Here is a 25,011-nt window from a genome sequence, read left to right as displayed (position 1 = left end):
GAATGGTGCGCAAGCTCGCATTGCTCGTCATCATTCTGGCGCTGGTGGGCGGGGCTGCGTTCTGGTTCCTCTCGGCGCCCGCCCGCGTCGATCCGGCAAAGCTTGCCGCGGCGGCTCCGGGTGATCCGCAGCGCGGCAGCCTCGTCTTCTGGCAGGGCGGTTGTTCGTCGTGCCATGCGGCACCGGGCGCCAAGGGCGACGCGCGGCTCGTGCTGGCCGGCGGCCTCAACCTTGTCACGCCGTTCGGCACGTTCGTGGCGCCCAATATTTCACCCTCGACCCAAGGTATCGGCGACTGGTCCTTCGCGGATCTCGCTAATGCAATGATGGAAGGCGTCTCGCCGGATGGCAGGCACTTCTACCCCGCCTTCCCTTACACATCCTACGCACGCATGCAGGTGCAGGATATTGCCGATCTCTACGCCTTCATGAAGACCCTGCCTCCGTCCGGCAATGTCGCCGGGCCGCACAAGCTGAATTTTCCTTTCACCATCAGGCGCGGCATAGGCCTGTGGAAGCGGCTTTATCTTTCGCCCCAGCCGGTCCTGGCCATCGCCAATGCCACCGATGCGGTCAAGCGCGGTCAATATCTGGTGGAAGGCCCCGGCCATTGCGGCGAATGTCACACCCCTCGCGACGCGCTCGGCGGGCTGGACAAGACGCGGTGGCTCGCAGGCGCCAGATCGCCCGAAGGCAAGGGCGTCGTTCCCAACATCACCGGCGGCGAAGGCGGCATCGATTCCTGGTCTGAAAAGGACATTTCCTACGCGCTCGAAAGCGGCTTCACGCCGGATTTCGATTCGCTCGGCGGCTCGATGGCCGATGTCGCCCTCAATACCGCGCATCTCGATCCTGCCGATCGTGACGCCATCGCCGCCTACCTGAAAGCCGTCCCCGCACATCCGAACGGGTATCCCGCGACGGCGAAGTGATTTCGCCGCTTCCCGTAAAAACAGGCATTATTTTTCCGTTGCGGGCAATTGTTCGCACGTTGTGACGTCGCTGCCGCCGATCCTTTGCGCCATCCTTTCAAGGAAGATCAACCTTTGAAAGGACGCCCCATATGTTCAATCGCAGACAGACCCTTGTCCTCATGGGAGCCGCCGCCGCAGCTGCCCTGCCCCTTGCTGCCCAAGCGGCTCCCGAGCAGTTGAAGACACTGCGCATCGGCTGGCAGAAAAATGGTGTTCTGGCGCTGGCAAAGGGCAATGGTGCGCTGGAGAAGCGCTTTGCGACGCGCGGCATCGATATAAGATGGTCCGAGTTCTCGTCCGGTCCGCCGCTGCTCGAAGCGCTTGGCGCAGGCGCCATCGATTTCGGCCCGACTGGCGATGTGCCTCCCCTTTTCGCGCAGGCGGCAGGCGGGAACCTCGTCTATGCCGGAACCTATCGCGGCCCGCCGGACGGATCGGCCATTCTGGTCCACAAGGACGCGCCCATACGGTCCATCGCCGATCTGAAGGACAAGCGGATCGCCTTCAAGCGAGGGTCGAGCGCCCATAATTTCACGGTCAAGGCTTTGCGGACTGCCGGCTTGACGCTGGCTGACATCAGCGCATCCGACCTTGCGCCTTCCGATGCGGCCGCGGCCTTTACCTCGGGCCAGGTCGATGCCTGGGCGATCTGGGATCCCTATCTCGCCGTCGCCGAAAAGCGCCCCGAAGCGCGGGTTTTGGCGAGCGGAAAAGGCATCGTCGAGTCCTGGTCGTTCTTTCTCGCCAACGGAGGCTTTGCGGAATCTGACGGCGATATATTGGCGGATCTTCTCGATGAACTTCGTCTCGTCGGCAAGTCGGCGCAGGACAATCTCGATGAAACGGTGCGAAACCTCGCAAGTATTACCGGCGTGCCGGAGGATATACAGAGGGTCGTCCTGACGCGCGAAGGAGCGGATCTCGGCAAGGTCGCCGCCGTTTCGCCCGAAGCGATAGCCTATCAGCAGGAACTGGCAGACGAGTTCTTCAAACTCGGGATCGTGCCGAAGCAGCTTGATGTCAGCCGGATCGTGTGGCGCCGCAAGCAGGCCTGAATGCAAATCGGCGATGAAGCCTTGCGACAAGGCTTCCATTGCGACCGGCTTTATCCCATGATGCAACGACACACCGTCAACGCATCACCGGCTTAAATGAAGATCGCTACATTCAACGTGAACGGTATCAATGGCCGGCTCTCCGTGCTGCTGCGATGGCTTGCAGAAGCCGAGCCGGACGTCGTCTGCCTGCAGGAACTCAAGGCGCCGCAGGAAAAGTTTCCGCTGCAGGCAATCCGCGCCGCCGGCTATGGCGCAATCTGGCATGGGCAGAAAAGCTGGAATGGCGTTGCCATTCTGGCAAGGGATGCAGAACCGATCGAGACGATGCGCGGACTTCCGGGAGATGCCGAGGATACGCACAGCCGCTATATAGAGGCGGCCGTGAACGGCGTGCTGATCGGATGCATGTATGTGCCGAACGGAAACCCGGCGCCCGGTCCCAAATTCGACTACAAGTTGCGCTGGTACGAACGCCTGTCGCAGCGGGCACAGGACCTCATCGCGACCGGCGCGCCTGTTGTCCTTGCGGGCGATTACAACGTCATGCCGACCGAGCTCGATGTCTACAAGCCCGAGCGCTGGACCGACGATGCGCTTTTTCGGCCCGAAGTCCGCCAGGCATTCGCGCAGCTTGCCAGCCAAGGCTGGACCGACGCCATTCGCCACCTGCATCCCGACGAAAAGATCTACACCTTCTGGGACTATTTCAGGAATGCATGGGGACGCAATGCCGGGCTGCGGCTCGATCACCTCCTGCTCAGCCCCTCGATCGCCAGCCGGTTGAGCAGCGCCGGCGTCGATCGGCACGTCAGGGGCTGGGACCATGCCAGCGACCACGCGCCGGCATGGATCGTGCTTGATTGACCTGTGCGGCGGCAAGCGCCGAGGAAGCCGGCATAGCAGCGACCCGCAGGCCCAATCGGCGCCAGGCGCGTGGCTGACCGCCGCGCGGGCCCGGCTTGCTCTCCGAGAAAATCCGGCAGCCTCCTCCACCGGTGCTGTCGGCGCTGGCAGCGTGAATCCGATCGGCGCGGGTACTTAAAGAAATGCCGGCGGCGAAACCACAAGGGTTGATGAAGTCTCTGAATGTACGTGCGGCACTTGCGACCTTTCAATGATCCCGATTGGTGAATCATGACTGTGCGGGAACACCGTATCGGCGAAAATCGTAGTCGTAAGAAGAAAATCCGACGCATCGAGCGACGAAACACCAAGCAACCCGATCCAGAAATCGCTGGTTTTGTCGCCATTGGTGTCCACGAATATTTTGACTCCATAATCCTCGACAAAGTCGTAGCGTATCTCGCCGGCCGTTCCTGAAAAAGCCTCCTTGCCAATGTAGTGCACGTGGTTGCCCTTGTCGGTGGCGCCGTTGGTCAGTATCCCCGACAAATCGATGTGATCGCCTTCCGCATGGCTGAAATCACAGATTTCGTCGCCGCCCCTTTGCGTAGCGCTGCCATTGTCGCCGCCAGATATACTGTCGATGAATCCAAAGAAGTCTCCCCCGGATCCACCGTACAGACGGTCGTGTCCTGGGCCGCCCCATAGGAAGTCGTCCCCATCCATGCCATAAAGCACATCATCGCCGGGACCACCAACTACGATTTCGGGCATTGGGCCTCCGATTGCAATACTTCTGGTCGGTTTTCCTGTCGCAGGATCGATACCAGGTTTGCCCCAGATTCGTTTCAATTCGCCCATGTCATTCCCCTTCGTTGCACGGTTGAAGTTTAACCGGTGTATCGGCCAAAATCCTGGATCGAATGCAGTGAACCTGTCCGTTCTCGAGGTAAGGGTCAATCACGACTTTCGAATGATGATGCTTGAACTGCTGGTGCCGCCGCTAATCCCTCGGACGCCATCGATGTTGACCTTCAACATTGGCATCACTGCCGAGGCGCTCAAGTTCGGGTAACAAGTTTCGACACTGATCTTATAAGCGAGCAAAAGCTGCATACGTGTTGAACTCATGTCGGATGTTACCCGGCGCCACCCCGCGTACAAGCCCGTCTATTGCACGACGGGAGCGAAGCCCTTTAGACCTCACGATCACGGATGATTTTAACAAACCGGCCGCTAGTAGCCAGATTTTACTTTTTTGGATTAAGTATAGAAAAAACTAACTCACATAATCCGGTGATTTGTCTCACAATACATTGCTATCTTTCAATAATTAATTTCATCAGTGTATTAAAGGAAATCATTGTGAGCCTCACACCTGAACTTTCCACGTCAGTCAGCACAACGCCGGATCGCGTGGACCATAATAAGCTGGATCACGATCACCCGGGTCGTGATCACAGCCACGTCGTCTCATTCAAGTCCGATGACGGTCTGGGCGAAGGCGATCGTCCCAAGAGCACATCCTTCGATGATTTGATCAAGGTCATGGTCAATCCGGGATATAAAGGGGTGGTCCACGACAATCCGCTGGAAACGATCAAGGTAGATGGTTCAACCCTCGGGCCCCTTTGGAAGGCGACTCTTCAAGCAGCCTTGAGTGCATGGGAAGCTGTTGTGCCGGTGGCATTTTCAGTGGAGGATGGTGGAAAGGCGGATTTGCGTGTCGTTGATGATCAGGGGAATTTGTTCAACATAGCTAAAAAGTTCGTAAGTGTCCAAAGAGGAATTGCTTTGCGGGATTATGATCAGGCCACCCGCGGCCGTGCCATATATCATGTCTACCTTCATGAACTAGGGCATGCTCTTGGGCTCGGGCATCCCGGACATTATAACACAGCTGTTACCTTCAAGGCGGCAGCTGGAAATGTTCACGATAACTGGCAGAACGCCGTTATGTCCTATTTTAACCAAGGCATTGCTGAAACTGGCCGCGACTCTTGGCTTCCCGTAACGCCGATGCGAGCAGACGTTGAGGCATTCATTCAGCTCTACCATTCTCATGTCGATGGAAATGGCAAGAGAAGCTATAATGAAGTTTTACTCAATACCGGCAATGATAATTATGGCTTTGGAGCTAATGCGCGGAAAGGATATCGCCTTAGCAATACCGATGAGTATATTGACCTTGAGCCTGACTTGTTAGCATCGGCGGATCGATTCAAAGCTAATATGCTCAGAGAGATGCCGTCAACACTTGCTGGTCTTACCGACGACCAAATAGAACAACTCACATTCGCCTTGACTGAATATCAGTCAATCGACGTCGCGGCTTGGGAAATCATTTTTAAGATCACCTTCTCCGAAAAAGATCGAGAGTTTATCGCAAGGGAACGGCTGCTTTTAGAACCTTCCCGTGTGAAAGTGCTCGATAAGGCGTTGCCACAACTCCTAAACCCCTTGCGCCGGGATATCGGCTTCACAATTCACGACACCGGCGGCAGGGATACCATTGATTTCTCAGGCTCCACGCATGGTACGGTGCTTGACTTGCGTGCCGGGCATTTCTCCTCGGTCAACGGGCTGACCAACAATGTGTTTATATTCGCTGGGCACAATGCCGATCAGTCGGATTATTATATCGAGACCGGCATTGGTAGCAGCCATGATGACCGGATTACTGGCAATGATGGAGATAATACCCTCTCCGGTAATGAAGGAGACGATACGCTCGACGGCGGCGGCGGCAATGACATTCTTTATGGCGGTAAAGGCAAGGACAGGCTGACCGGCGGAGCCGGCGCGGACACGTTCGCTTTTACCGACATTCTCGATAGCAGACCGGACAACAGCGACACCATCAGCGATTTCAACCGGTCGCAGCATGACAAGATCGACCTGTCGCGGATCGATGCCGATGGCGACGCCAGCAATGGATTGACCGCGTTTCGTCTTAGCCACACAGGTCCCGGGCGACCTGGAACAAACCGAAAAGGCTTGCTGTGGCTGGTTCACACAATCAAGAAAACGTTCATCAATGGCGACATTGACGGCGACGGCAATGCCGACTTCACCATCAATCTCGGGGGAAGGGTCAGTCTTCGCGAAGAGGACTTCAATCTGACCGATCCGGCCAGCGCAGGATTATTGCCAAAGGGCGCAGGCCCCGATTTCGATGCTCCGGCAAATCATATCGAAATTGGTACGGATGGCGCCGACAATTTTAGAACTCTTCGTGGCCCTACTCATTTCGTAGGGGGAGCTGGTATCGATACAATTGACTACGCTGGCGATGATGCTCTATCCGTCAACCTCGCATTGAATCGCGGGTTGGGCGGTGGTGCCAACGGAGATACGTTCGACAGTATCGAAAATCTTATTGGCGGCGCGGGAGCGGATTTTTTTGTTGGTAACCAGCTAGATAATGAATTCTGGGGCAATGACGGTGGTGACAGGCTGCTTGGCGGCGGCGGGAAGGACAGGCTGCACGGTGGCGCCGAACAGGATACGCTGGAAGGCGACGATGGCGATGACACACTTTTCGGCGACGACGGCGACGATAAGATCGTCGGCGGCTTGGGCCGGGATATTCTGATTGGAGGAAGCGGCACCGACAATTTCTACGGCAGGTTCTCCGAGTTCGCAGGCGATATTATCACCGATCTGTCGGCGGGCGAGAGCCTGCATATCTCCGATGTGCTGGCCAATGAACTTTCATTTGCCGTCAATGGGAATTTGCTGACACTCAAGACTGGCAGTTCCTCAGCGACACTGACGCTTGGAAACGAGTTTTCTGGAACTTTCGTCAAAACAGTGGGACATTATGGTGGGGTGGACCTCACTTTGACGGCGCCCGCACTGGCCTGAGGCTCTCTTTGCCGGCATTGGTTCTGGAACGCTGTTTCGGGATCGATGCCGGGAACCCTATAAATCGATTTGTAACACACGGCGGTCTGAACAGCATCTACGCTGCCGTCGTGCTGACGACAAAGGGAAATCCAATCTCGTGAGCTGGAAAAACTAAGCGACGGCCGGTATCTTCCGGCCGTCGCATGGCCTATTTGACTAGGGCGTCCAGCCAATGGCATCGCGTAGAAATGCGTAGCCTAAGGCGATAAAACTTGCCGTTTCCTGATTATCCTTGCCGCTGCCGTGCCCGCCCGTTGCCTGCTCGTAGTAATGGGCAGGGTAGCCAAGATGCTGCAGCTTGGCCGCCATCTTTCGCGCGTGGCCCGGGTGAACCCGGTCATCCTTCAATGTCGTCGCAATCAGGATAGGTGGATAGGGATGTCCTGCTTCAGCGGTATGGTAAGCGGAGATTTGCTGCATGAATGCCCAGTCATCAGGATTGTCCGGATCGCCAAATTCGTCGATCCAGCTTGCCCCCGCCAGCAACTTGCTGAAGCGGCGAAGGTCAAGCACTGGTACAGTACAGAGCAGAGCGCCAAAATGTTCCGGATAGCGCGTAAGCATGTTGGCGATGAGCAAGCCGCCGTTGGAGCCGCCTTGTGCCGCGATACGCTGAGGAATTGTGACGCCGCGACGCACCAGGTCTGCGGCAACTGCCGCGAAATCGTCGTGCGAGAGTTTTTTGCCCGCTCGCCGTCCCGCTTCATGCCAGGGCACGCCGAACTCACCGCCGCCGCGGATATTGGCAATGACATGAGTTCCACCCTGTTCGAGCCAGAGTTTGCCAACGCCTATATTATAACCCGATTCCATTACAACGCCGAAACCGCCATAACCGTAAAGATGAACCGGTGCGTTGCCGGTCTCGCCCGCGGGTCCGACCTGCGTATAGGGTATTTTCACGCCGTCGACCGAGATCGCCTCATGGCGGGTAACGACAAGACCTGACGCGTCGAATCCCGCCGGGCTGCTCTTGAGGAGAACCGGCGCAGCAAGATTGGCGGGATCAGCGATATTCAATAATTGTAACTGCGCCGGCGTAAGCGGATCCTGTACGGAGACGAGAATATCGCCGTTGCTTTCTTTGAAATCGGTGTCGAGCGGGCCGATATGGACGGTGCCGTGGCAAGGCAATACATCAATGGGTCTGCGCTTCCATCCGATCGCCGAAGGTATCAGAATCTCATATCGGTGGATGAGATTATCAAGGACGGCGAGGATGAGATTGCCCTTGTTCCAAAAATGGCCCAGCAATATTTTGCGTTCCTCAGGCTCAAACAAAAGCTCGAAATTGCCGCGCCCTTCAAGGAACGCCGACAGTGAGATACTGATCAGACTATCACCGGAGAAGACAACATCGCCTGCTGCGTAAGGCCGGCGCGGATTTAGCAGTAACCTGTCGCCGAATGCCGACATCCCTGCATCCGTCGGAATGTCGATTTTTTGTTGCGGACCGGAAAGGTCGCCAAGCCAGATATCTCCATCGAGCATCGACCGGTACTCGGAAAACCATATACGCGGTTCCTCGACCGTGCGGTCGATGTGCGCTCCGGCACCAAGACTTGCGGCATCGGCCCCAAAGATCACAGGTGCGACAAGCGGATCCGTTCCGCGCCGCCACAACCGCACGCTACGCGGATATCCGGCACGTGTTGCCATTCCTTCGCCAAGTGTGCTCTGCAGCAGAACGGTGTCGCGATCGATCCAGGAAACGCCCCCCTTGGCTTCAGGCAATATAAAACCATCAGCCACAAAGCTGCGGGTGACAAGATCATATTCCCGGTTGACCGAAGCATCGCTGCCACCCCGTGACAGGCTGATTATGACGCGTTCGCGTCCTGCATCTCTCGGTTCGATGCTGGCGCCCGCCCAGACCCAATCTTCACCTTCGGCGCCGGCAAGCGCATCAAGGTCGAGCAGAACATCCCAGACGGGCTCCTCCGTCCGGTAGGATTCCAAAGTGGTGCGCCGCCATAAGCCGCGTGGGTTGTCAGCATCGTTCCAGACATTATAGACGTAACCACCCAGTCTCGAAATGCCCGGCACTTTGTCCGGTCGGTCCAGCAAAGCGGCGAGCGTGTCTCGCTCGCCCTCAAATCGCGGCGTGGCAAAGCGGGCGATGGTTTCGGCCGAACGCGCATTCGCCCAGTGAAGTGCTTTTTCGCCGTGAATCTCCTCCAGCCACAGGTAGGGATCATCATCCGGTTGGGCGATAGTCGGGAGGTTTCCAAGAAGGGTTGCGTCAAGCATGTGGCAAGCCTTTCTGCGCTGCGGCGGCTTGGATAAGGTCTATGAGGAAATCGGTTTTCTGACCGTAAAGGCGCAAGGCCTCATCCTCCCGTTGCTCCTGCTTGGCAAAATGTTCAGGATATCTGCTTCGATGCTCCTCTTGCACAGATTCGATTATGGAGTTCGCCCGAGCCTCAAAAGCATCGTGTTGCGGTCCAGGTTCATCAGGCCATTCACCGAGTTCCTTCAACCGCTCCGCATAGTCTTGATGCATCGCTTTTTCCCTCTCCTCCTGCATCACGACATCTTCCGGTGTCATGGCCAAAGAGATTGCAACGCGCCCTATCCAATACAATTCCGCCAACGTTGACGCCTCGATCTCTTCGAGCGGAGACATCGCGCCTTCGGCCAGTACTGCCAGCCTTACCAATGCCGAGTAGCCGTGCTCGGCAGCGATCGCATCGGTAGCAGCAACCACATCTTTCCTCAGCTTCCGCCAGTCGGTCCCATCCACCAGTTCCAGGCCGTTGTGGAAGGCCGCCAGCCGCTCGATAAGCGGTGTTAGCGGCCCTTCTGGCGTGGTGAATTGCAGACCCTCTTCACCATACAAGAGATGCAGGATGAATTTTCTGGTGACCTCGGCAAGGTCAGCGCCGGGGATAATGGCCTCCACAATTTTCAGGGCATGCTCGTCATTGGAAAGGAAGGCGTCCCACTGCCGGGGCAAGCCGTGTTGTTCAGCGACTTCCGGACCGTTCTGCAGGAAAAGCGGGGCAACGCGCCGTCCCTGTTCCGCCGCCGCAGCCATATTGGCACGCAGTTTGTCAAGAAGCTGCTGTTTCAAAGCGGCGTCGTTGTTGAAACATGGCGATGTGGTCAATGTGGCCAATGTGGTCAGATCGGGTTCCGTTGTTTCAGTGAGATCGTCGAGAAGCACGCGCAAGCGTGTTCGTGTCGTGGCATGGTCGCGATAGGCAATTTCACCGCCCGGCTTGAAAAGGATCAGCGTAGGAATACCCTGCACACCGTATTGTTCGGCATATTGCTTGTTATCGTCGACATTGACTTTGACGACCTTCGCACGGCCGGCATATTCAGCGGCAATATCCTCAAGCAGCGGTGCAATGGCGAGGCAGGGCCCGCACCATGGCGCCCAGAAATCGAGCAGCACGGGAATTTCCGATTGAAGCACATCGGCTTCAAATGCCGCATCGCTTGTATCAATGATGTAATCGCTCATGATAGAGCATCTCCTTTTGGTTGTTAGGGATCGGTTAAGGATAAGGATAAGGATAAGGATCAGGCGGCGTCGATCTCGCCGGACGTGGGCCGCACCAGGTGCGCCGGCAAAAGCTCGAAAGCGCCGCCCGGCAAAAGACGCAAGGCATCGGTGTGGTAGGCCAGCAGGTCCTGTCTGTGGCCGACGCTGACGAGCGTTGAACCTGAGCGCTGCAGCGCAGCGTAAAGGGCCTTTTCGGTCGCGCTATCCACGGCGCTCGTCGCCTCGTCGAGAAAAACGAAGCGTGGGCGCGCAATCAGAACCCGGGCGATGGCGATGCGCTGCTGTTCGCCAAGCGAGAGGATACGGCTCCAGTCCTTGATGGCGTCGAAGCCACCATGACGCGTTGCGACATTCGAGAGTTGAACCTCGTCAAGTATGGCCTGAAGTTCTGCATCATCGAGGCTCGAAGCGATGGCTGGGTAAACGAGCTGGCTGCGCAGATCGCCCAAAAACATGTAGGGCCGTTGCGGAAGGAACAGCGTCTCGCCTGAAGGAGGCAGGGCAACAGCCCCGCTGCCCCGGTTCCACAAGCCGGCGATCGCCCGCAATAGCGCACTCTTGCCGAGGCCGGTCTGCCCGATGATTATCAGGTGGTGCCCAGGACGCACTTGCAGCGACAGATCACGGACCAAGACCCGCTCGCCGCCCGGGGTTGCGAGCGTCATCTTGTCGATGACGATCAGTGCGCTTTCCATGCGCAGGATACGGCCGCCCGCAATGCTTTGATCAACTCCGAGGGACTCGACCTTTTCATCGATCTGCGCAAGACGCGCGATTCCTGGAAAGCTACTCGACAAGTGAGGCAGGAGATCAACAAAAATCGTCAACGCGCCGAGCAAGGAAGTTGCTGCAAAAGTGGATTGTGCAATCGTGCCATAGTCGATCGCGCCGGCCAAATATTGAGGGACAAGGCACAGGACAGGCACGATCGCCCACGCCACGCTCATTCCCCCGTTGGAAAGCGTGACCCACGTGCCATAGACAAGGCTGATCAGTCTCTTGTGTGTGGCAAGCCCAAGCCGCCGCAAAATATGCTGCTGTTCAGCATGTTCGCCTTGGTAAAAGGCAATCGTTTCAGCATTGTCGCGGACATTCAAAAGCCCGTAGCGTAGATCGGCCTCGGCAACGGTAATGTCGAATTGCTGCTTGATGGTGGGCTGAAAAAGCTTGAAAGTTACGATAGATTGAAAAATCGCGAAAGACACGACCGACATGCTCAGGACAGTGGAGATCGAGCCCATGATCGACATCTGTGTGATCATCGTGGCAATGGCCCCTATAGCAATGAATGGCAGACTCAGCATGGTTGAGCAGAACGCTATCGTTTCCTGCTGGATCCGCTGATCGGGATTATCGATGGAATTGTCTTGCGTGATCGCATAATAGGTCCGCCGCGCCAGATAGCGCTCGGAAAGATGAGCGGCAAGCCACTGCCGCCATTGCAGCTCGACACGGCCGGTCAGGTATCTCATCCCGACCGACAATAACAGCAGAAGGGCCGTCAGTGCCGTTTCGAGGATTAACAGCGGCCAATATTCGGCAGCGTTCTTTGCGATAAGAGCGTTGGTCAGGTCTTTAGCAGTGTAGGATTGCCAGATTTGCAAGGGAATACCAACGGCGATGGTCAAGACGGCAACAGCAATGATCAGCCACGATTTCCTTGCTTCAGGCCGCTTCCAGTACGGAGACCACAATCTCCAGAGCCGAAGGAAAAACAGCCGGTTCAGTCGGTACTCGGCAGGATTGTCCGCCAGTTTTTTTGTTTCTGCCGCTGCGGTATCAATGAGCATTGTTACTCCTCGGCACTCCTTCTGAACAGTGATGCTCGGGATTTAGATCCGTAGATCTGGAGTGCGTGCAATTGTTAGCGGCACAAGAGGTGCCAAAAAATCATTACAATACTTGGTAACTCGTTATGAACAGCGCCAAATAGCTTATGGTGTGCTTAGCGCAGCAAAATATTTCACATACAACAAATAGAAATAGTCGATGCGTTGCTTAATCACCGCCTCTATGAAGAGTATGATGATGGCTGTTATTCACTCAATAACAGGATGGTAGCCCCGATAATTGTTATAAATTATACCGTTCTAAAATTTAAACACTGGCAAATAGTTTTTCCTTTTAGCTCTTCGGTTTCGATCTCCACGTTTCTCAGCCAGAGTCGCAACTTACTCGAGCCGTACTTTGCCGAAAATCATGCCGAGAATGAGGCAGAAAACACCCGCTACGATTAAAGTTCGAAAAGACGCACAGGTGCGGGCAACCTTGAGCAATAACCTGGAACATACAAACCTCGGTTGGCCGGCAGGTCGGTCCAGATGGCATTCATCCCGACCGTCAGTACCAACAGAAGGACCGTCAGTGCCGTAACGAATGTCAATAGCGGCCAATATTGGGCAGCGTTCTTTGCGATAAGAGCGTTGGTCTGGTCTCTCGTGATGTAGGATTGCCAGATTTGCAAGGGAATACCGACGGCGATGGTCCAGACCGCAACAGCAATGATCAGCCCCGATTTCTCTGCCTCGGGCCCCGTCGGGTTTGTTCATGCTGATCTCATTTTCATTGCGCGCTGCCATTTTCCAACTTCGCCTCGGTGACGAAATTGATCTTGCCGAGCCCTGCGCGCCTCGCCGCCGAAAGTACGACCGCCACGCTCTCATAACGCGCGGACTTGTCGGCAAAGAGCTGGAGCGCCGGTTTATCGGTACGCGCCGCAGTTTCGGCCAGCTTCTGTTCAAACACCGCCTCGTCGACGACGGATTTGTTCCAGAGAATCGAACCGTCCGGGCCTATATCGACAGCAATCGGATCGGGTTGCGGATCCAGCCTCTCGTTCGTCTCCCGGGGCAATTGGATGGAGACGGCATGGTGGACGACCGGCAAAGTCACCATGAAGACAATCAGAAGAACAAGCATCACATCGATCAGCGGGGTCATGTTGATTTCGGTCAACATCTCATCGTCGGGATCATTGGAAAAAGCCATCTTCTCTCCTTTACGCGGTAGCGCGCGGGATCGACACCACGGCAGCCGGTTGCGGATGGCGCGGATCGACTCTCGGCTTGCGGGCTTGCTTTGGTCTGTATTGGCTACCGGTCAGAAAGTAGATTTCGATGTCGTGACTGAAACGGTGGAGTTTACGCGCCACCCCCCGGTTGCCGCGGGTCAGTATATTGTAGCCGAGCACCGCAGGGATCGCCACCGCGAGACCGAAGGCAGTCATGACCAGCGATTCGCCCACTGGTCCGGCGATCTTGCCGATGCTGGGCTGACCTTCCGTGCCCATGGCAAGCAAGGCGTGGTAGATGCCCCAAACCGTGCCGAAAAGACCGACAAAGGGCGCCGTGGTCCCGATCGAGGCAAGGATGGCGAGACCGTTTTGCAATCGTGCCAATTGCTCATCGAGCGCGGTGCGTAAAGAGCGTTGCAGCCATTCCTCCGTGCTGAAGCTGCTCGCCAGACGCGGACGGGTGTCTGCGTCCTGCGTCTCGCGCGCCGCATCCACCAAAGCGGCATAAGGGCTGCCGCTGCCAAGCAGATGTTCCGCCTTGTCGATGGAGGTCGCCTGCCAGAACAGGGTCGCCTCGCGGCCTCGCCGGTGCAGGAGAGCCAACTGGACCGACTTATGAAGGATCACGGCCCATGAGAGGACAGACATTGCCGACATGATGCTGGCGATTGCCTTGGTGACCCCGTCGCCTTCTGTCCAAAGGTGAATAAAACCATATTCTTGCATGATCACTTCTTTCAATTATTCGAGATTGAAAACAACAGGCTGCGTCTTTGTCACGTTCGGGGGTCCGGAACCCTGTAGAGCCGCCCTGACCGCCGCGGCGTCAAAAAAATCATAACCGCTGCTGACCACAACGACCGCACTCACGATGCGTCCAGACGCGCCGGTCGTAAGCCGTAATTTCAGGCTGCCTTCAAGCCCGAGACGTCTGGCCTTGGGCGGGTAATTTGCCCTGATCGGCATGCTCCAGGCGGCGATGCGGCGGCTCTGTTCGACATTCGCGCCCTCATTCTGTGCCGGAGCGATGTTTGCAGCGGCCGCGGCCGCCGCCTGTCGTTGCGGCCTCACCGGTCGCTTTGGCAGCGGTTTCTTCACCTTGGGTTTTTGAACCGCAATCTTTTCGGCTTGCGGCTTCTCCAGCCTGACCTGCTTCACCGGTTCGGGTGCCGGCTCGGGCAGGGCCAGAACCGGAACAACCGGTGGATCCGGAACCGGCTCCTCGACGGCAATTTCAGGCAAAGGCGGCGTCTCGGCAACCGGCTCGGGCGGCGGCATCTCGACCGGAGGCGCTTCGGCAACCGGCTCGGGCGGCGGCGTCTCGGCCGGAGGTGCTTCGACAACCGGTTCGGGTGGAGCCGGTTCCGCAACTGGCTCAGGCAAGGGTTCCGGTTCGGGCGGAGCAGCAGGCGGCGCAACCAGCATAGCTTCGATTGACTCGCCGCTGACAAGCATGCCCCCGGCGATTGCCGCCGTGTCGATCCGGGACGCATTCTGCACCACGCCGGCAACTCCAGCCACGTGCAAAAGCGTTGCAACAACCATTGCGGCAACCGGCCCGGCACTGCCGCTCGACAGTTTCGGCATCGGCGCGATGGCCGGCATGGGCACCGGCTTTTCTATGGCGGCGGCGAGACCTGGCATCTCCTAAAACTGGACCGTTCCAGTCAGAAGGATAGTGCGTGCGGGCTCAAGGTTGACGAAATTACTAGCCACGTCGGTACTATAAAGGCGGCTGTTCAAAAGGTTTTTTACGCCGAGGGTCAGTGACGCCTTGTCGCTTTTCCAGTGGATATTTGCGTCAACGCCAGCTTGGGCAGGAACGACATATTTTAAGTGATTGGGTACTTCACTACGCGCCGTTACCCCGAGGGCAGCACCGAGGCCCTGCCATCTTCCATCCTGGATGTCGTAGCTCACCCACGCGCTGCCAAGATGCACGTCGTATTCTTTCAGAGAAGAATCGCCTTCCCCACCCCTATTGATTTTGGAAAAGCTGTAATTTGCTGAAACATTCCATCCGGCAGCAAACTCGCCGGATACGTCGAGTTCTACACCTTGCGACACAACTGTCTTATTCGTAAGGATAACCTTGGTAGGATCCTCACCTTCACTATCGGTTGTCCAACCGCCTTCGCTCTCGGTCCTGAAGACTGCGCCGGTCAAAAAGAGCCTGTCATCAAGAAGATTGACCTTTACCCCTGCCTCGATCGTCTCCCCTGTCTCGGGCGGCAGCGCTCCGTCAAAATGGTAGAGAGGGTTAAGATCCTGCGGTCGAAAACTATGCTGCCAGCTCGAATAGACAGCAACATCGTCGGTGACTTGTACTGAAACACCGAGATTGGGTGTCCATGCTTTCGATGGATCCTCATTTATCGTGACGCCGTTGTGCGCTATGCTCGCCAAAAGCGTGATCTTACCCCATTTTATCTGGTCCTGAATAAAAAACCTGGTCGCCTCTTTTTCGGTCGATTGCTCTGTTCGAATGGGCAGGCTACTCGGGACCGGGGGCAATTGCGGGTCGGTATAGAACAGAGGGGCTGCTCTTGCACTTCGTATGTCTTCATTGCTTTTTGCATATCGCCCCCCCATCGTAATCGTATGTCCGAGGGGCCCGGTATCCAGTTCGCCGGTTAACTTGCTATCGATACTCCATTGACTGGATTCAATCTGCGATCGAAAGGGGAAGTACAGAGGTAGAGCAACGAAACGATAGGTAGCTATATCGAGGTTCATTTGCTGATAATCAGCCTTGGCACTGAAAATCAGACCATTGTCAAAATGATGCTCGACATCGGCATAGACATGCCCGCCTTGAATGTCGCTACCCTCCTGCCTGTTTCCGACAAAGCCGGTCGGGGCCACCACGCCGTCCGGACCCAGAAAGGCCGTAGGGCTTATCGGTGCACGCATTTTGTATAGTTCTCCGCCAACCAACACGTCCGTGCCGCCATTGCTCCAGTCGAGCGACGGTGCAATATAACCCCCGGCCGTGCCATCATAGCCGCCGAAATTTTCCCTGTCCCGCTCCCCGGAAAGGACCATGCGGTAAGTCAGGTTTTTGTCATCGGTGACTGGCCCGGTCATGTCGATACTTGATTTCAGATGACCGAACGATCCGCCTTCAATGGTAAATTCCCGCAAGGGCTCCTTCTGCGGCCGTTTGAGAATGACGTTGACAATGCCGCTCGGGGCCATTGGCCCGCCAATCAGCGCGTCGGCACCCTTCAGGACTTCAACTCGAGCAACACCAGCCATCGGTCGAATCGTTCCCGCCATTGTCCCCGTGAGGCTCAGTGGCGCATCACCATTCGTCAGAACCGAAGCAGTAAAGTTTCTGATCTGGATGCTTTGATTCGAATCAACGAAAACACCGCTGACATTCCGCACTGCCTCGACGACCGACCGCGCTTGCTGGCTTTTGATCAAATCCTTCGTGACAATTTGCACCGATTTTGGGATTTCGCTGAGCGGCGTATTCGTGAAGGTCGCCGAGCTTGTGCCCTCGGCTACAAACCCCTTGTCATTTTGACCGGCGTTTACATCACCACCGCCAGCCTTGTCGGTAACGGTGATCGTCGGCAATTCATCGGCGCTTGTCGTGCTGGCCTTTCGCACCTTGTTTTTTGTGGGCGATGCCGTTGTCTTGGCGGGCTTTGCCACCTCCTGCGAGTTGGCCGCGCCACCAGCAAGGGCGAGCGCGAGAGCCGAGACGGAAATAACGGCTGATTTTCTGAATGTTCTGAACTTTTTGAATATGTCTGTATGTACCGCTGCAGTATTAATAGGCATTATTACTCCTCGGCGCACTCTTTTGATCTGTAAGATCTGGAGTGCGTTAAATTGTTAGCGGCACTCGAAGCGCCAAAATTAGAAACTTGCTTATATAATATGAAATACAATATGAGAAAAAAGCTTATTCCGTAATATTCGTAAAAAACCTTTCATATACAACATATCGAATAAGTCGAAGCGGTGTGCTTGTCACCGTCTCGATCATGATCTGTTTCTTTTGACCGATATTTTCTCGGTAACAGAAAGGTAGCTTTCCGGGAGCGCTGTAAAAAGATATCGTGTTCTAGAGTTTTCAGGCGGTTAGAAAATTTTTACCTTTGGCGTTTCGGATTCGATCGCCGTTGCGACTTAGGTATTGAGTATTGCGGCCGCAACGAAGAAATAAGTGTTTTTGAAATGTTATCAGACTATGAACGGCCGTCGCCATGATCCGACAGACATGTCAGAAACAAAATCAGCCTCTCGGCGCTGCTCGCGCAAGTCGTCCAACACACTTGATGCATGTCAGATTGCGTCGAGGCCCCGCCGACCTCATATCAATCAATACGTAACCGTCACTATGACCGTATCGCTGTATACACCCGGCGTTGGCGTCGTTTGCGGTAGAATGCGCGCATATATCGGAAGGTTCTGTGCGGTGCCAGCACCCGTGCCACTAACGGTATCCGCACCATCCGTCGCTCCCCACGGCAAGCTTCTTGCCGCGTTTCTATAGAGCCCATAGGTGACAAACTCACTTCCCTTGGTCATGCGCCGCGCCGTCGGCCCCGCATTCGCGCCGCCAGAACCAAGCGCCACGACATAGGGCGTCGATGGCGAGCAATTGACGGTTACCTGTCCGTCCTCGTCGATAGTCGAATCCAAAATGCCATGTTTGCCAAAGTCGATGTCGTATGCTGAGACGAAACACTGCTTTGTGTTCTGAAAGCTGACGGTAAAATCCGTTGTTGCCTGAGTGCCTACAGAGCTTGAGCAACCTGCTCCGTCATCCCAACGATAACGAAACTGCGTCTGCGCGCCGGAAAACTGCGAAGAATAGCTGCCTGGCGGAGCCGTCTTCTGGTTGGCCAGAACCTGGCCATAAATTGTCACGGTCGCCGATCCCCTGCCGAGCAAGGCAGGAATGTCAACCATGAATTCCGGCGGCGCGGAAGCCCAGGACCAGGAGCCCCAGACCACTTGCCGCGCAGGCTCCTGATAAAGATTGTAAACGATCGGTATCGGGCCTGTCATCGTTCGGCCCAAAGCCGTGCTGCCGCTGCTTCCAGCATTCAGATTTGGGCAGACCAGAATGCGCCGGAAAGCGCCGGCAATTGCAGAACAGTTTACGGCCAAGGTGGCGGTGCTGTTGATGGGAGCGCCGGAGAGTGTATTTCCCGAAAATACCATGCTGGTCGTGTTGAACGTACATGATTGCGCTAGGGCTGTGGTGGGCATCATATTCACGCCGAGAAAGAACAGAAAGCCGATCACGCAAGTTCTCATGAGCAGACTGCCTTTCCAATCTTGACCTGCGTCCCAGGCTGCGGCTTATAGGCAAATTGTGCCCGGCAGCTTTTTCCGTCGAGAAGGTCAACCACAACGCTGTTTTGTGCAGCAAGGACCTGGATATAGGCGTCGCCCCCATACCCAACCACGAACTCTTTGGCTGAACCCTCCACATGTCCGCGAAGGCCCGTTTCCAGTGCTTTGCCGCCGGAATCAACTAAGCTGACCAAGGCTCCCGGCGTATTGGCGACATTGAAATCAACGACGACGCCACTGTGGCCGGCAGGCACGACGATGTCCCGGGTCGAATCGATGCTGGCATCGATTGGCAGGCTGCGCGGGTCGATAGCCACAGTATTAGGCTCGTAGGATCGAAGATTTGGCACCAGCAGCCGTCCACTGCCGTTAGTGCGGCCCGCCGGCCTGTTCTCATAAAGCACATCCACACCGGGTTCCCCTACATCGACGACAGCAAAGGCGTCATCAATGCGGTTCGTTGCGAAAACCCCTCCTGCAGCAACCGCAATCGCACCGTCCACCTGTCCGTTGGCATGGACGCCGCCATCGACTTGCTGGACACTTCCTTCAACCCGGGCATAGCGGCCGCGATAGCTCACCGCCGCGGACCGGTCGGGCTTGCTCCCTTCGCTCGTCCGCAAGTGCCAGCCATAGCTGCCAACTTCCTGCTGTTCCGATTTTGCGATGTCCACGAAGCCTGTGGGGCCATCTGACGTCTGCTCATAACCGGTCGATATATTGATATCGTGATCCAGCGGTATGGTCACACCGGCGAAAACGCCGAAACTGTCCCGGCCTTCCAGATCGGCGAAAGCAGTTGCGTAAAGGGAACTGCTTTGGAAGAATGACTGTCCGTAGGAGACACCGACAATTTTGCTGTTGCCGCCGCTATCGAGGCTTTGTTGCGCATAGGAGAAGCTCAAATTGCTGCGATCGAACGGTCCGGGCATGAAAACGCTCATTTGTGCCAGCGTTCGCGGCACGCGAGCACCGAGGGAGGCAGCGCCGAACGTGGGCACTTCGGCGGAGACAGATGCGATATCGTCATAATCGCCAAACGCATGCTGCAGCCGGGCGACTAGCGTATAGCTGCCTTGGGCAAGTTCCACCGATCCGTCAAGGAGTGCGCCCCTGCTGCCATCATGACTGCTCCCCGAAGCCGCGACGGAAGCAACGCCATAGGCGCTTGAAGGAAATACCGTGCCGATTCCTCCATTGAGGAGATCGGCTCCGCCTTCGAAATGACCTTCGAGCGTCAGCCAGTTGGTGATACCGTACCGCGCCGTAACCTCGCCCATAAAACCGCCATCGTAGTCATTGGCTTGGGAGGCATAGTTGCGGCGCGGAAATCCGATCTCGGTTGAAAAATCGAGCAAGCCCTGCCTGATCAGGCGGCTGGACGAATAGAAGGGCAGTTCCGTCCGGGTCTCGCGTCCGAGCGCGTCTTTCAGCACAATTTCTGCCTTACCCTGCCCGGAAAATACAGGGAAATTCGTCACTTCGAACGGGCCCGAGGGAACGGTCCCGCTATAGGATTTGACGTTCTGCGTGTAGACCTCGAGGGTCGAGGGCACGGCCGCTGTCCCGGCAAGAATGGGTATGGGTAATGTCACCAGGTCGGATCGTAGCGAGAAGTTTCGCTGGATTTGCATTCCACCCAGGAAAATCGGGCGTGTCCAGGGCAGGCCGCCCGTGACGAAATCACCCGCCCGGTAGGTCATGAGACGCTCGGGATCGGAATAGCCCCAGGTCGTGTTCAATCTGCGTACTCCCTCGATGTCGTCCTCCGATGTATTCGCGGCGAATGATTGATTGAGGGTGCCAAAAGGACTGAAGAAACGCGCGTCGAAGTCGCCGGAAATGCCTTGGAATACTTTGATGTTCCTTTCCACGAGATTGGGAGTGCTGGCGAAGAGGGAGTAATTCAGCACAACTCCGTAGCTCGACTGGGGTTTTTGGAGGTCCGCGCGGGGTTTCGGACCGATATCGATGATTTTTGCTGCGCGCGCCTTGTCAATTGTCGAGATATAAAGACGCTGCGTCTCATTATCGACCCGGTATTGCACGTTCGGTAAACGGTTCACCCTGATCGAACCGTCGGTTCCCAATGCTCCCGGATCGGGCGCCATGCCTACTTCGCGCAGTTCCTCTGGTCTGACTGACAATCCGCCATCCGGCATTTGTTTGAAAGCACCGATCATTCCCGTCGACACATTGTTTATGAAGACTTCCAGATAAAGATCCTGCGCCTTGATATTCTGCGGCATGACTTTACCGCTCATATCTTGCCCCAGTGCCCGTCCAGCGATCAGCGAACAAGAGCTGATGCACAGACTCGCTGCGAATTTAACGGCCACTGATCGCAATGTTGGCATCGAATGGACCCGACTCGCTTTGAACCTTGAGTGTGACCGGGCCCGGATTGATAGATTTCTCAGCCTGAATCGGCCAATGTGTGCTAGCTCCGCCGAGTACGTAGCCGACCAGGCCCTTATGGCCAGCAACGAAGTGGCTTCCCTGCAACAACCGTACATCCGCGAGCCTTAGCCTGGTGTCGCCGGTATTGTGTGCGGTCAGCACAAGCCCGCCTTTGGATTTGACGACACCCCAAGCCACCTTGGGGGGCGACGCGTCTTCGCTCTTGAAGAAAACTGGAATTGAATAGCGAACGACAAGACTGACCGTGCCGGCTCGCTTGCGCGAGGGATCCGGCAATTCATCAACAACGACGCGATAGGCTTCCTCTTTTGCAACCGGCTGTCGTGTCAGACGCAGGACGCGTGCCGCGTAGTCCTTGTTGGCCGGAAGGCTGGTAAAAGGAGGACTGACGACGACGTCCCCGGTTGGCTCAAGGTGATCCTCCCCATCGCTCTGTGTCCAGCGGAATACCCGAATCTGCACATTCAAGGGGCGCTGGGCTTCATTTGTCAGGGTGATGACGCCGGCAGTTTCCGGCGCAACCAACTCAAGACTGGTCGGAGAGACGCGTAACGAGGCAGCGTATGCACTTGCAGTATAGGGCACGAGTAGGCTCATGGCGCCGATGCCATACAGCATGGATCGCATTTCTTTTTCCCTTTTGAATTGCTCAGTAGTTAACGGTGATTGCTACTGTGTCGGTATAGTCACCCGGCGCGGGCGTTACCTGTGGTAAAACAAGTCCGTAGACATTGATGGACTGGGTCGCGCCGTCTCCCGTTGCCGATAAAGTATCCTTACCGATGGTTGTTCCCCACACGTCGTTGTGGTTGGCGTCCCGGTAGAGATTATAATCAATCGTGCCGGTCTTCGTGCCGGTCATCTTGCGGGCGGCAACCGTCGCACCAGCCCCGATTCCCGCATCCAGGCCCACATTGTAAGGCGTACCCGTTGTACACTGCACATTGATCTGGCCGGTCTTTTCAACATTCGTGTCAAGAACCCCATGCGAACCAAAATAGAGCTCGCTAGCGGCTGCCAGTTTGCATTCGCTGGTTATGGTTATTCTGACACCTAATTTTTCAGCTACAGCCGCTGCCGCTGGCGACTGCGACCACAAACATGAAGCAAGAATGGCTGCGATGCATCGGAAAGAACTTGTTGTGTTCACAGGTCAACTCCATTTTGAACTTTTAAAAAACGTGAATTGATGCCGGGAGGACCAGCTCGGCGCCTGGCAAAGGCCTCCATTCATCGAAACAACGATCCCATGAAATGCCTTTTGCAAGAAGGCCGACAATGGCAATTCACTGTTTGGCAAAGGCATACAATAGGGGGCAATTTCCATAAGCCGAACCAGCGGAATCCAGCACGAATCCTGTCGCGGGCCGGCCACTATGAAATAATCAGTGCGCAAGCTGGCTTCTTCAGGCGGCCTCACAGGGCTGGCAACGTGACTCAACTGAGGCACGTCTCGCCATTTCCGGATGTCCGGGCGGCGGCGCGATCTCAACCCTAAGCGAGCCGGACATCACCATTTTGTTTTACGTCCACCGTGAACGCAGCGTAACTTTTATCGAGCAAGGTCAATGTCGAGTTTCCATCGGTGATGATGGTGGTGCTCGGGTCGATGCCGGACTTAGTGTGGTGGAGAAGATCATCCAATGAGCTGAACATCCCCTTGGCGAAGGTAAGGACATCCTTGTCCCCGGCATGAATATTGAAGTCGGTTATGACGTCATTACCCCAATCGGCTGTGTTGAGAACAAATGTATCATTACCAAAGCCGCCGGACAGGGTGTCGTTTCCCTTGTCGCCGTACAGAGTGTCATTGCCCAGTCCGCCGTAGAGCGCGTCGTTGCCATCGCCTCCCCACAGCGTATCGTTACCGCCAGCACCAATCAGAACATCGCTGCCTGCGTGTCCGTGCAACGTATCGTCGCCATTCGCGCCAAGCTGGTAGGCTGGTGATGCGCCTGTGGTGACAGACTTCACCTGCTTCGTCAGGTCGATATTACCAGACCGCGATTCCGAGAATTTGACTGTCTCTATATCGTGCAGTTCCTTCAAACCGTTTGCGCCGGTCCTGTCATAAAAATAAAATGTGTCGGGAGCCCCACGAATGATGTCATAGTCTGCCTGCCTACCGGCCAGCTGAACGGTATCCGATCCGGGATCGCCAAATACGATATCCGTTCCATTACTCAGCTGAAATTGATCATTACCGCCAAAGCCTTCAAGAACATCATCGCTGGAGCCGTCTCGCAGCAGGTCCGTTTCATTGTCCTCATAGCCAAGAATAAAAGCTGGTTGACCAAAATGGTCACTAGTAGCGGTCTTTTTATCCTCCACCCAGTCAGACTTGCGAGTGTCGCTGTCCAGCATTGAAAGTACAACCACGCTGTCCGGGTCCATCTGCTCATAAAGAGCCGAGCCATGGATACGCTCAATCGCATCACTGCCTGCCGTCAAACCATGCGTGATCCATCCGACGCTAAGAAGACTTTCATTGTCGAGAGGAATTCCAACAATCTTCCGATCTTCATCGTAGGTATTATCAAAATAACGAGATTGTTATTGCCAGATGTTACATATGGTTTTATATTGTCAAATATATTTCTGTATTTTGTGACAATATTTTCGAGGTTTTTGTTGTATTGCGCAATAACAGTCTTGTCGGTCTCCCCATACCTTGAAATATCCAGCATTTCTCTGAAAGCATCTGCCATCAAACCTGGAAATACTCCGGTAAATACACTTTTAATCAGCAATGCGATGGCCGTGCCGACAAACCCTATTCCTTTGAACGTGGTGTCAGTTCTTAGATGAGCAAGCGCACTGAATGTGGCGCTAAGCCCGCCCTCATCCACCAACTTCCCGATATTTTCTTTTTTCGAATCTCCATCGAATATTTTGGCGCGTTCGGCGTCGCTTACCTTTGGCAATTCTTTCTTGAGCATCGGAATAATCCTGCCGAAGATTTGCTTGAAATCGTCCGACGGCGGCAGGTTCGTTTCATGGGAAAATAGACCATAAACGGGATCATTCTCGGCACCGAAATTCAGCAGATTCTTGTCGCTTGCATTTGGGGAGATAGAACTTGCATCGAACCCGACGAAATGGGCGTCTTTGAAGAAACCGTCAGCGAGATCCTTCACGTGATATTCAATGCTATTGGTGATCGCTCCTCCCAGACTGTAGCCGGCGAAAATGATGTGATCCGGGCTGATTGACGGTTGCGCAACAGAACGCACGGCTTTCATGAGATAGTTCAGGCCGAGCGCAACGGACATATTTGCTTCGCCATCAATCTCCGCCAAATCCGCCGCCCGGTTGGTACCGAGCGCTATCATTGCCAAATCAGTGATGGCACCGTCATGATCATATCTGGCAAGAACCTGCACTTGCGTGCCGCCCTCTGGCGATATCCTTCGGATAATGCTGCCAGCGGTGTCGCCAACGGCGTTAAAGCCTCGAAAAAACCCGCGATTGTCTATAGGTTGCGTCAAGTCGCTTGCGATAGGCTGGCCGTTGTCTCCGAGATAGCTATTGTCCAGACCAAGTGCCGAAAGGTTGGCTGCCGTTATGTGAAGCGCGTCCAGCACATGCTGTTTTTGATCCCTGGTTATTGCGCCGTTGCCTGCGTTGAAACCTGGCGCATCGCCGCCAATCTGCTTCCAGCCTGCAAATTCGCCGGATAGTTCGAGCTGTCCCTTTGTCGGATCGGCCTTCATGCCCGCCGGCAGCAAAAAAGTCTTGAAATATGGCTTGGCCTCGTCCGCCGTCATGAATGTCAGTTCGGCCAGATTCATCAAGCCCCATGCAGTCTTTCTCGTCTGATAAGATTGCTCATCATTGAAATAACTCATCATCAAGTCCTCTTCTGGAGATTTGGAGAGCGCCCCGCTTTTGCGGTCCATAGGCCCGCGCGAAAACACCCCGCCCTCGGCGGTTCGCGCGTAAAGGGTTTCTAAGGATGAATGG

18 protein-coding genes and 2 pseudogenes are annotated in these 25,011 nt (G+C 55.6%); 6 read left to right on the top strand and 14 right to left on the bottom strand.

Going from position 1 to position 25,011, the window contains the following annotated elements; all coding sequences use genetic code 11:
• The first annotated feature begins 2 nt into the window (after nucleotides 1–2).
• The 3 genes from CU100_RS07320 (at nucleotide 3) to xth (ending at nucleotide 2,896) form a co-directional block, all read left to right on the top strand.
• On the top strand, nucleotides 3–932 hold the full coding sequence (locus tag CU100_RS07320; RefSeq protein ID WP_106715797.1) for a cytochrome c: 930 nt from the start codon (nucleotides 3–5) through the stop codon (nucleotides 930–932).
• A gap of 131 nt (nucleotides 933–1,063) precedes the next feature.
• On the top strand, nucleotides 1,064–2,029 hold the full coding sequence (locus CU100_RS07315; RefSeq protein WP_106715796.1) for an aliphatic sulfonate ABC transporter substrate-binding protein: 966 nt from the start codon (nucleotides 1,064–1,066) through the stop codon (nucleotides 2,027–2,029).
• A gap of 96 nt (nucleotides 2,030–2,125) precedes the next feature.
• A complete protein-coding gene (gene xth, locus CU100_RS07310; protein ID WP_106715795.1) occupies nucleotides 2,126–2,896 on the top strand; it encodes an exodeoxyribonuclease III in 771 nt (256 codons plus the stop codon).
• Nucleotides 2,897–3,070: 174 nt separating this feature from the next.
• Here the strand turns inward: xth and CU100_RS07305 are convergent, their stop codons facing one another.
• Nucleotides 3,071–3,649 (bottom strand): type I secretion C-terminal target domain-containing protein, encoded by a 579-nt coding sequence (locus tag CU100_RS07305; RefSeq protein ID WP_170113752.1) that lies wholly within the window; start codon nucleotides 3,647–3,649, stop codon nucleotides 3,071–3,073.
• 154 nt (nucleotides 3,650–3,803) lie between these two features.
• Between CU100_RS07305 and CU100_RS26765 the strand changes: the two genes are divergently transcribed.
• The 3 genes and pseudogenes from CU100_RS26765 to CU100_RS27625 all read left to right on the top strand — a co-directional run bounded on the left by CU100_RS26765 (nucleotide 3,804) and on the right by CU100_RS27625 (nucleotide 6,742).
• Nucleotides 3,804–3,950, top strand: coding sequence for a hypothetical protein (locus CU100_RS26765; RefSeq protein ID WP_170113751.1), 147 nt, complete (start codon nucleotides 3,804–3,806; stop codon nucleotides 3,948–3,950).
• Between the two features lie 1,385 nt (nucleotides 3,951–5,335).
• Nucleotides 5,336–5,959 (top strand): annotated as a pseudogene (locus CU100_RS27630) (M10 family metallopeptidase C-terminal domain-containing protein); the annotation flags it as partial.
• Between the two features lie 63 nt (nucleotides 5,960–6,022).
• Nucleotides 6,023–6,742, top strand: coding sequence for a calcium-binding protein (locus tag CU100_RS27625; RefSeq protein WP_407070314.1), 720 nt, complete (start codon nucleotides 6,023–6,025; stop codon nucleotides 6,740–6,742).
• A 198-nt stretch (nucleotides 6,743–6,940) separates the two neighbouring features.
• Here CU100_RS27625 and CU100_RS07290 read toward each other — a convergent pair whose 3' ends face one another.
• The 13 genes and pseudogenes from CU100_RS07290 to CU100_RS07220 form a co-directional block, all read right to left on the bottom strand.
• Complete coding sequence (locus CU100_RS07290; RefSeq protein ID WP_106715792.1) at nucleotides 6,941–9,034, bottom strand: prolyl oligopeptidase family serine peptidase; 2,094 nt, start codon at nucleotides 9,032–9,034, stop codon at nucleotides 6,941–6,943.
• 919 nt (nucleotides 9,035–9,953) lie between these two features.
• Nucleotides 9,954–10,253 (bottom strand): annotated as a pseudogene (trxA, locus tag CU100_RS27620) (thioredoxin); the annotation flags it as partial.
• Nucleotides 10,254–10,312: 59 nt separating this feature from the next.
• Nucleotides 10,313–12,085: an ABC transporter ATP-binding protein/permease gene (locus CU100_RS07280; RefSeq protein ID WP_106715790.1), complete on the bottom strand. Its 1,773-nt coding sequence runs from the start codon at nucleotides 12,083–12,085 to the stop codon at nucleotides 10,313–10,315.
• 772 nt (nucleotides 12,086–12,857) lie between these two features.
• A complete protein-coding gene (locus CU100_RS07265) occupies nucleotides 12,858–13,283 on the bottom strand; it encodes an ExbD/TolR family protein (RefSeq protein WP_106715787.1) in 426 nt (141 codons plus the stop codon).
• 10 nt (nucleotides 13,284–13,293) lie between these two features.
• Complete coding sequence (locus CU100_RS07260) at nucleotides 13,294–14,034, bottom strand: MotA/TolQ/ExbB proton channel family protein (protein ID WP_106715786.1); 741 nt, start codon at nucleotides 14,032–14,034, stop codon at nucleotides 13,294–13,296.
• 15 nt (nucleotides 14,035–14,049) lie between these two features.
• Entirely contained in the window at nucleotides 14,050–14,952 is a 903-nt protein-coding gene (locus CU100_RS07255; RefSeq protein WP_106715785.1) for a TonB family protein, read from the bottom strand.
• 3 nt (nucleotides 14,953–14,955) lie between these two features.
• A complete protein-coding gene (locus tag CU100_RS07250; protein ID WP_106715784.1) occupies nucleotides 14,956–17,100 on the bottom strand; it encodes a TonB-dependent siderophore receptor in 2,145 nt (714 codons plus the stop codon).
• Nucleotides 17,101–17,643: 543 nt separating this feature from the next.
• A complete protein-coding gene (locus tag CU100_RS07245) occupies nucleotides 17,644–18,576 on the bottom strand; it encodes a Csu type fimbrial protein (protein WP_170113750.1) in 933 nt (310 codons plus the stop codon).
• Between the two features lie 8 nt (nucleotides 18,577–18,584).
• The gene (locus CU100_RS07240) at nucleotides 18,585–20,891 is read right to left on the bottom strand and encodes a fimbria/pilus outer membrane usher protein (protein ID WP_245418938.1); all 2,307 of its coding nucleotides are present in this window, start codon (nucleotides 20,889–20,891) and stop codon (nucleotides 18,585–18,587) included.
• Nucleotides 20,892–20,955: 64 nt separating this feature from the next.
• Nucleotides 20,956–21,675, bottom strand: a complete 720-nt coding sequence (locus CU100_RS07235; protein WP_106715781.1) for a fimbrial biogenesis chaperone — start codon at nucleotides 21,673–21,675, stop codon at nucleotides 20,956–20,958.
• Nucleotides 21,676–21,697: 22 nt separating this feature from the next.
• Nucleotides 21,698–22,171 (bottom strand): Csu type fimbrial protein, encoded by a 474-nt coding sequence (locus CU100_RS07230; RefSeq protein WP_106716058.1) that lies wholly within the window; start codon nucleotides 22,169–22,171, stop codon nucleotides 21,698–21,700.
• A gap of 371 nt (nucleotides 22,172–22,542) precedes the next feature.
• The gene (locus tag CU100_RS07225; RefSeq protein ID WP_106715780.1) at nucleotides 22,543–23,499 is read right to left on the bottom strand and encodes a calcium-binding protein; all 957 of its coding nucleotides are present in this window, start codon (nucleotides 23,497–23,499) and stop codon (nucleotides 22,543–22,545) included.
• A complete protein-coding gene (locus CU100_RS07220) occupies nucleotides 23,496–24,899 on the bottom strand; it encodes a hypothetical protein (RefSeq protein WP_146141808.1) in 1,404 nt (467 codons plus the stop codon). The genes CU100_RS07225 and CU100_RS07220 overlap by 4 nt, the downstream gene beginning before the upstream one ends.
• Nucleotides 24,900–25,011 lie beyond the last annotated feature (112 nt).

Source organism: Phyllobacterium endophyticum, from assembly GCF_003010935.1.
Taxonomy (GTDB): Bacteria; Pseudomonadota; Alphaproteobacteria; order Rhizobiales; family Rhizobiaceae; genus Phyllobacterium; species Phyllobacterium endophyticum.
Note: the sequence above shows the minus strand (reverse complement) of the source record. Positions and strands in the feature narration are given on the sequence as shown.

What these genes read in the sequence shown, in the direction of transcription:
- CU100_RS07320 (WP_106715797.1), top strand. Translation starts at nt 3, where the DNA reads ATGGTGCGCAAGCTCGCATTGCTCGTCATCATTCTGGCGCTGGTGGGC.
- CU100_RS07315 (WP_106715796.1), top strand. Translation starts at nt 1,064, where the DNA reads ATGTTCAATCGCAGACAGACCCTTGTCCTCATGGGAGCCGCCGCCGCA.
- xth (WP_106715795.1), top strand. Translation starts at nt 2,126, where the DNA reads ATGAAGATCGCTACATTCAACGTGAACGGTATCAATGGCCGGCTCTCC.
- CU100_RS07305 (WP_170113752.1), bottom strand. Translation starts at nt 3,649, where the DNA reads ATGCCCGAAATCGTAGTTGGTGGTCCCGGCGATGATGTGCTTTATGGC.
- CU100_RS07290 (WP_106715792.1), bottom strand. Translation starts at nt 9,034, where the DNA reads ATGCTTGACGCAACCCTTCTTGGAAACCTCCCGACTATCGCCCAACCG.
- CU100_RS07280 (WP_106715790.1), bottom strand. Translation starts at nt 12,085, where the DNA reads ATGCTCATTGATACCGCAGCGGCAGAAACAAAAAAACTGGCGGACAAT.
- CU100_RS07265 (WP_106715787.1), bottom strand. Translation starts at nt 13,283, where the DNA reads ATGGCTTTTTCCAATGATCCCGACGATGAGATGTTGACCGAAATCAAC.
- CU100_RS07260 (WP_106715786.1), bottom strand. Translation starts at nt 14,034, where the DNA reads ATGCAAGAATATGGTTTTATTCACCTTTGGACAGAAGGCGACGGGGTC.
- CU100_RS07255 (WP_106715785.1), bottom strand. Translation starts at nt 14,952, where the DNA reads ATGCCAGGTCTCGCCGCCGCCATAGAAAAGCCGGTGCCCATGCCGGCC.
- CU100_RS07250 (WP_106715784.1), bottom strand. Translation starts at nt 17,100, where the DNA reads ATGCCTATTAATACTGCAGCGGTACATACAGACATATTCAAAAAGTTC.
- CU100_RS07240 (WP_245418938.1), bottom strand. Translation starts at nt 20,891, where the DNA reads ATGAGCGGTAAAGTCATGCCGCAGAATATCAAGGCGCAGGATCTTTAT.
- CU100_RS07235 (WP_106715781.1), bottom strand. Translation starts at nt 21,675, where the DNA reads ATGCGATCCATGCTGTATGGCATCGGCGCCATGAGCCTACTCGTGCCC.
- CU100_RS07220 (WP_146141808.1), bottom strand. Translation starts at nt 24,899, where the DNA reads ATGATGAGTTATTTCAATGATGAGCAATCTTATCAGACGAGAAAGACT.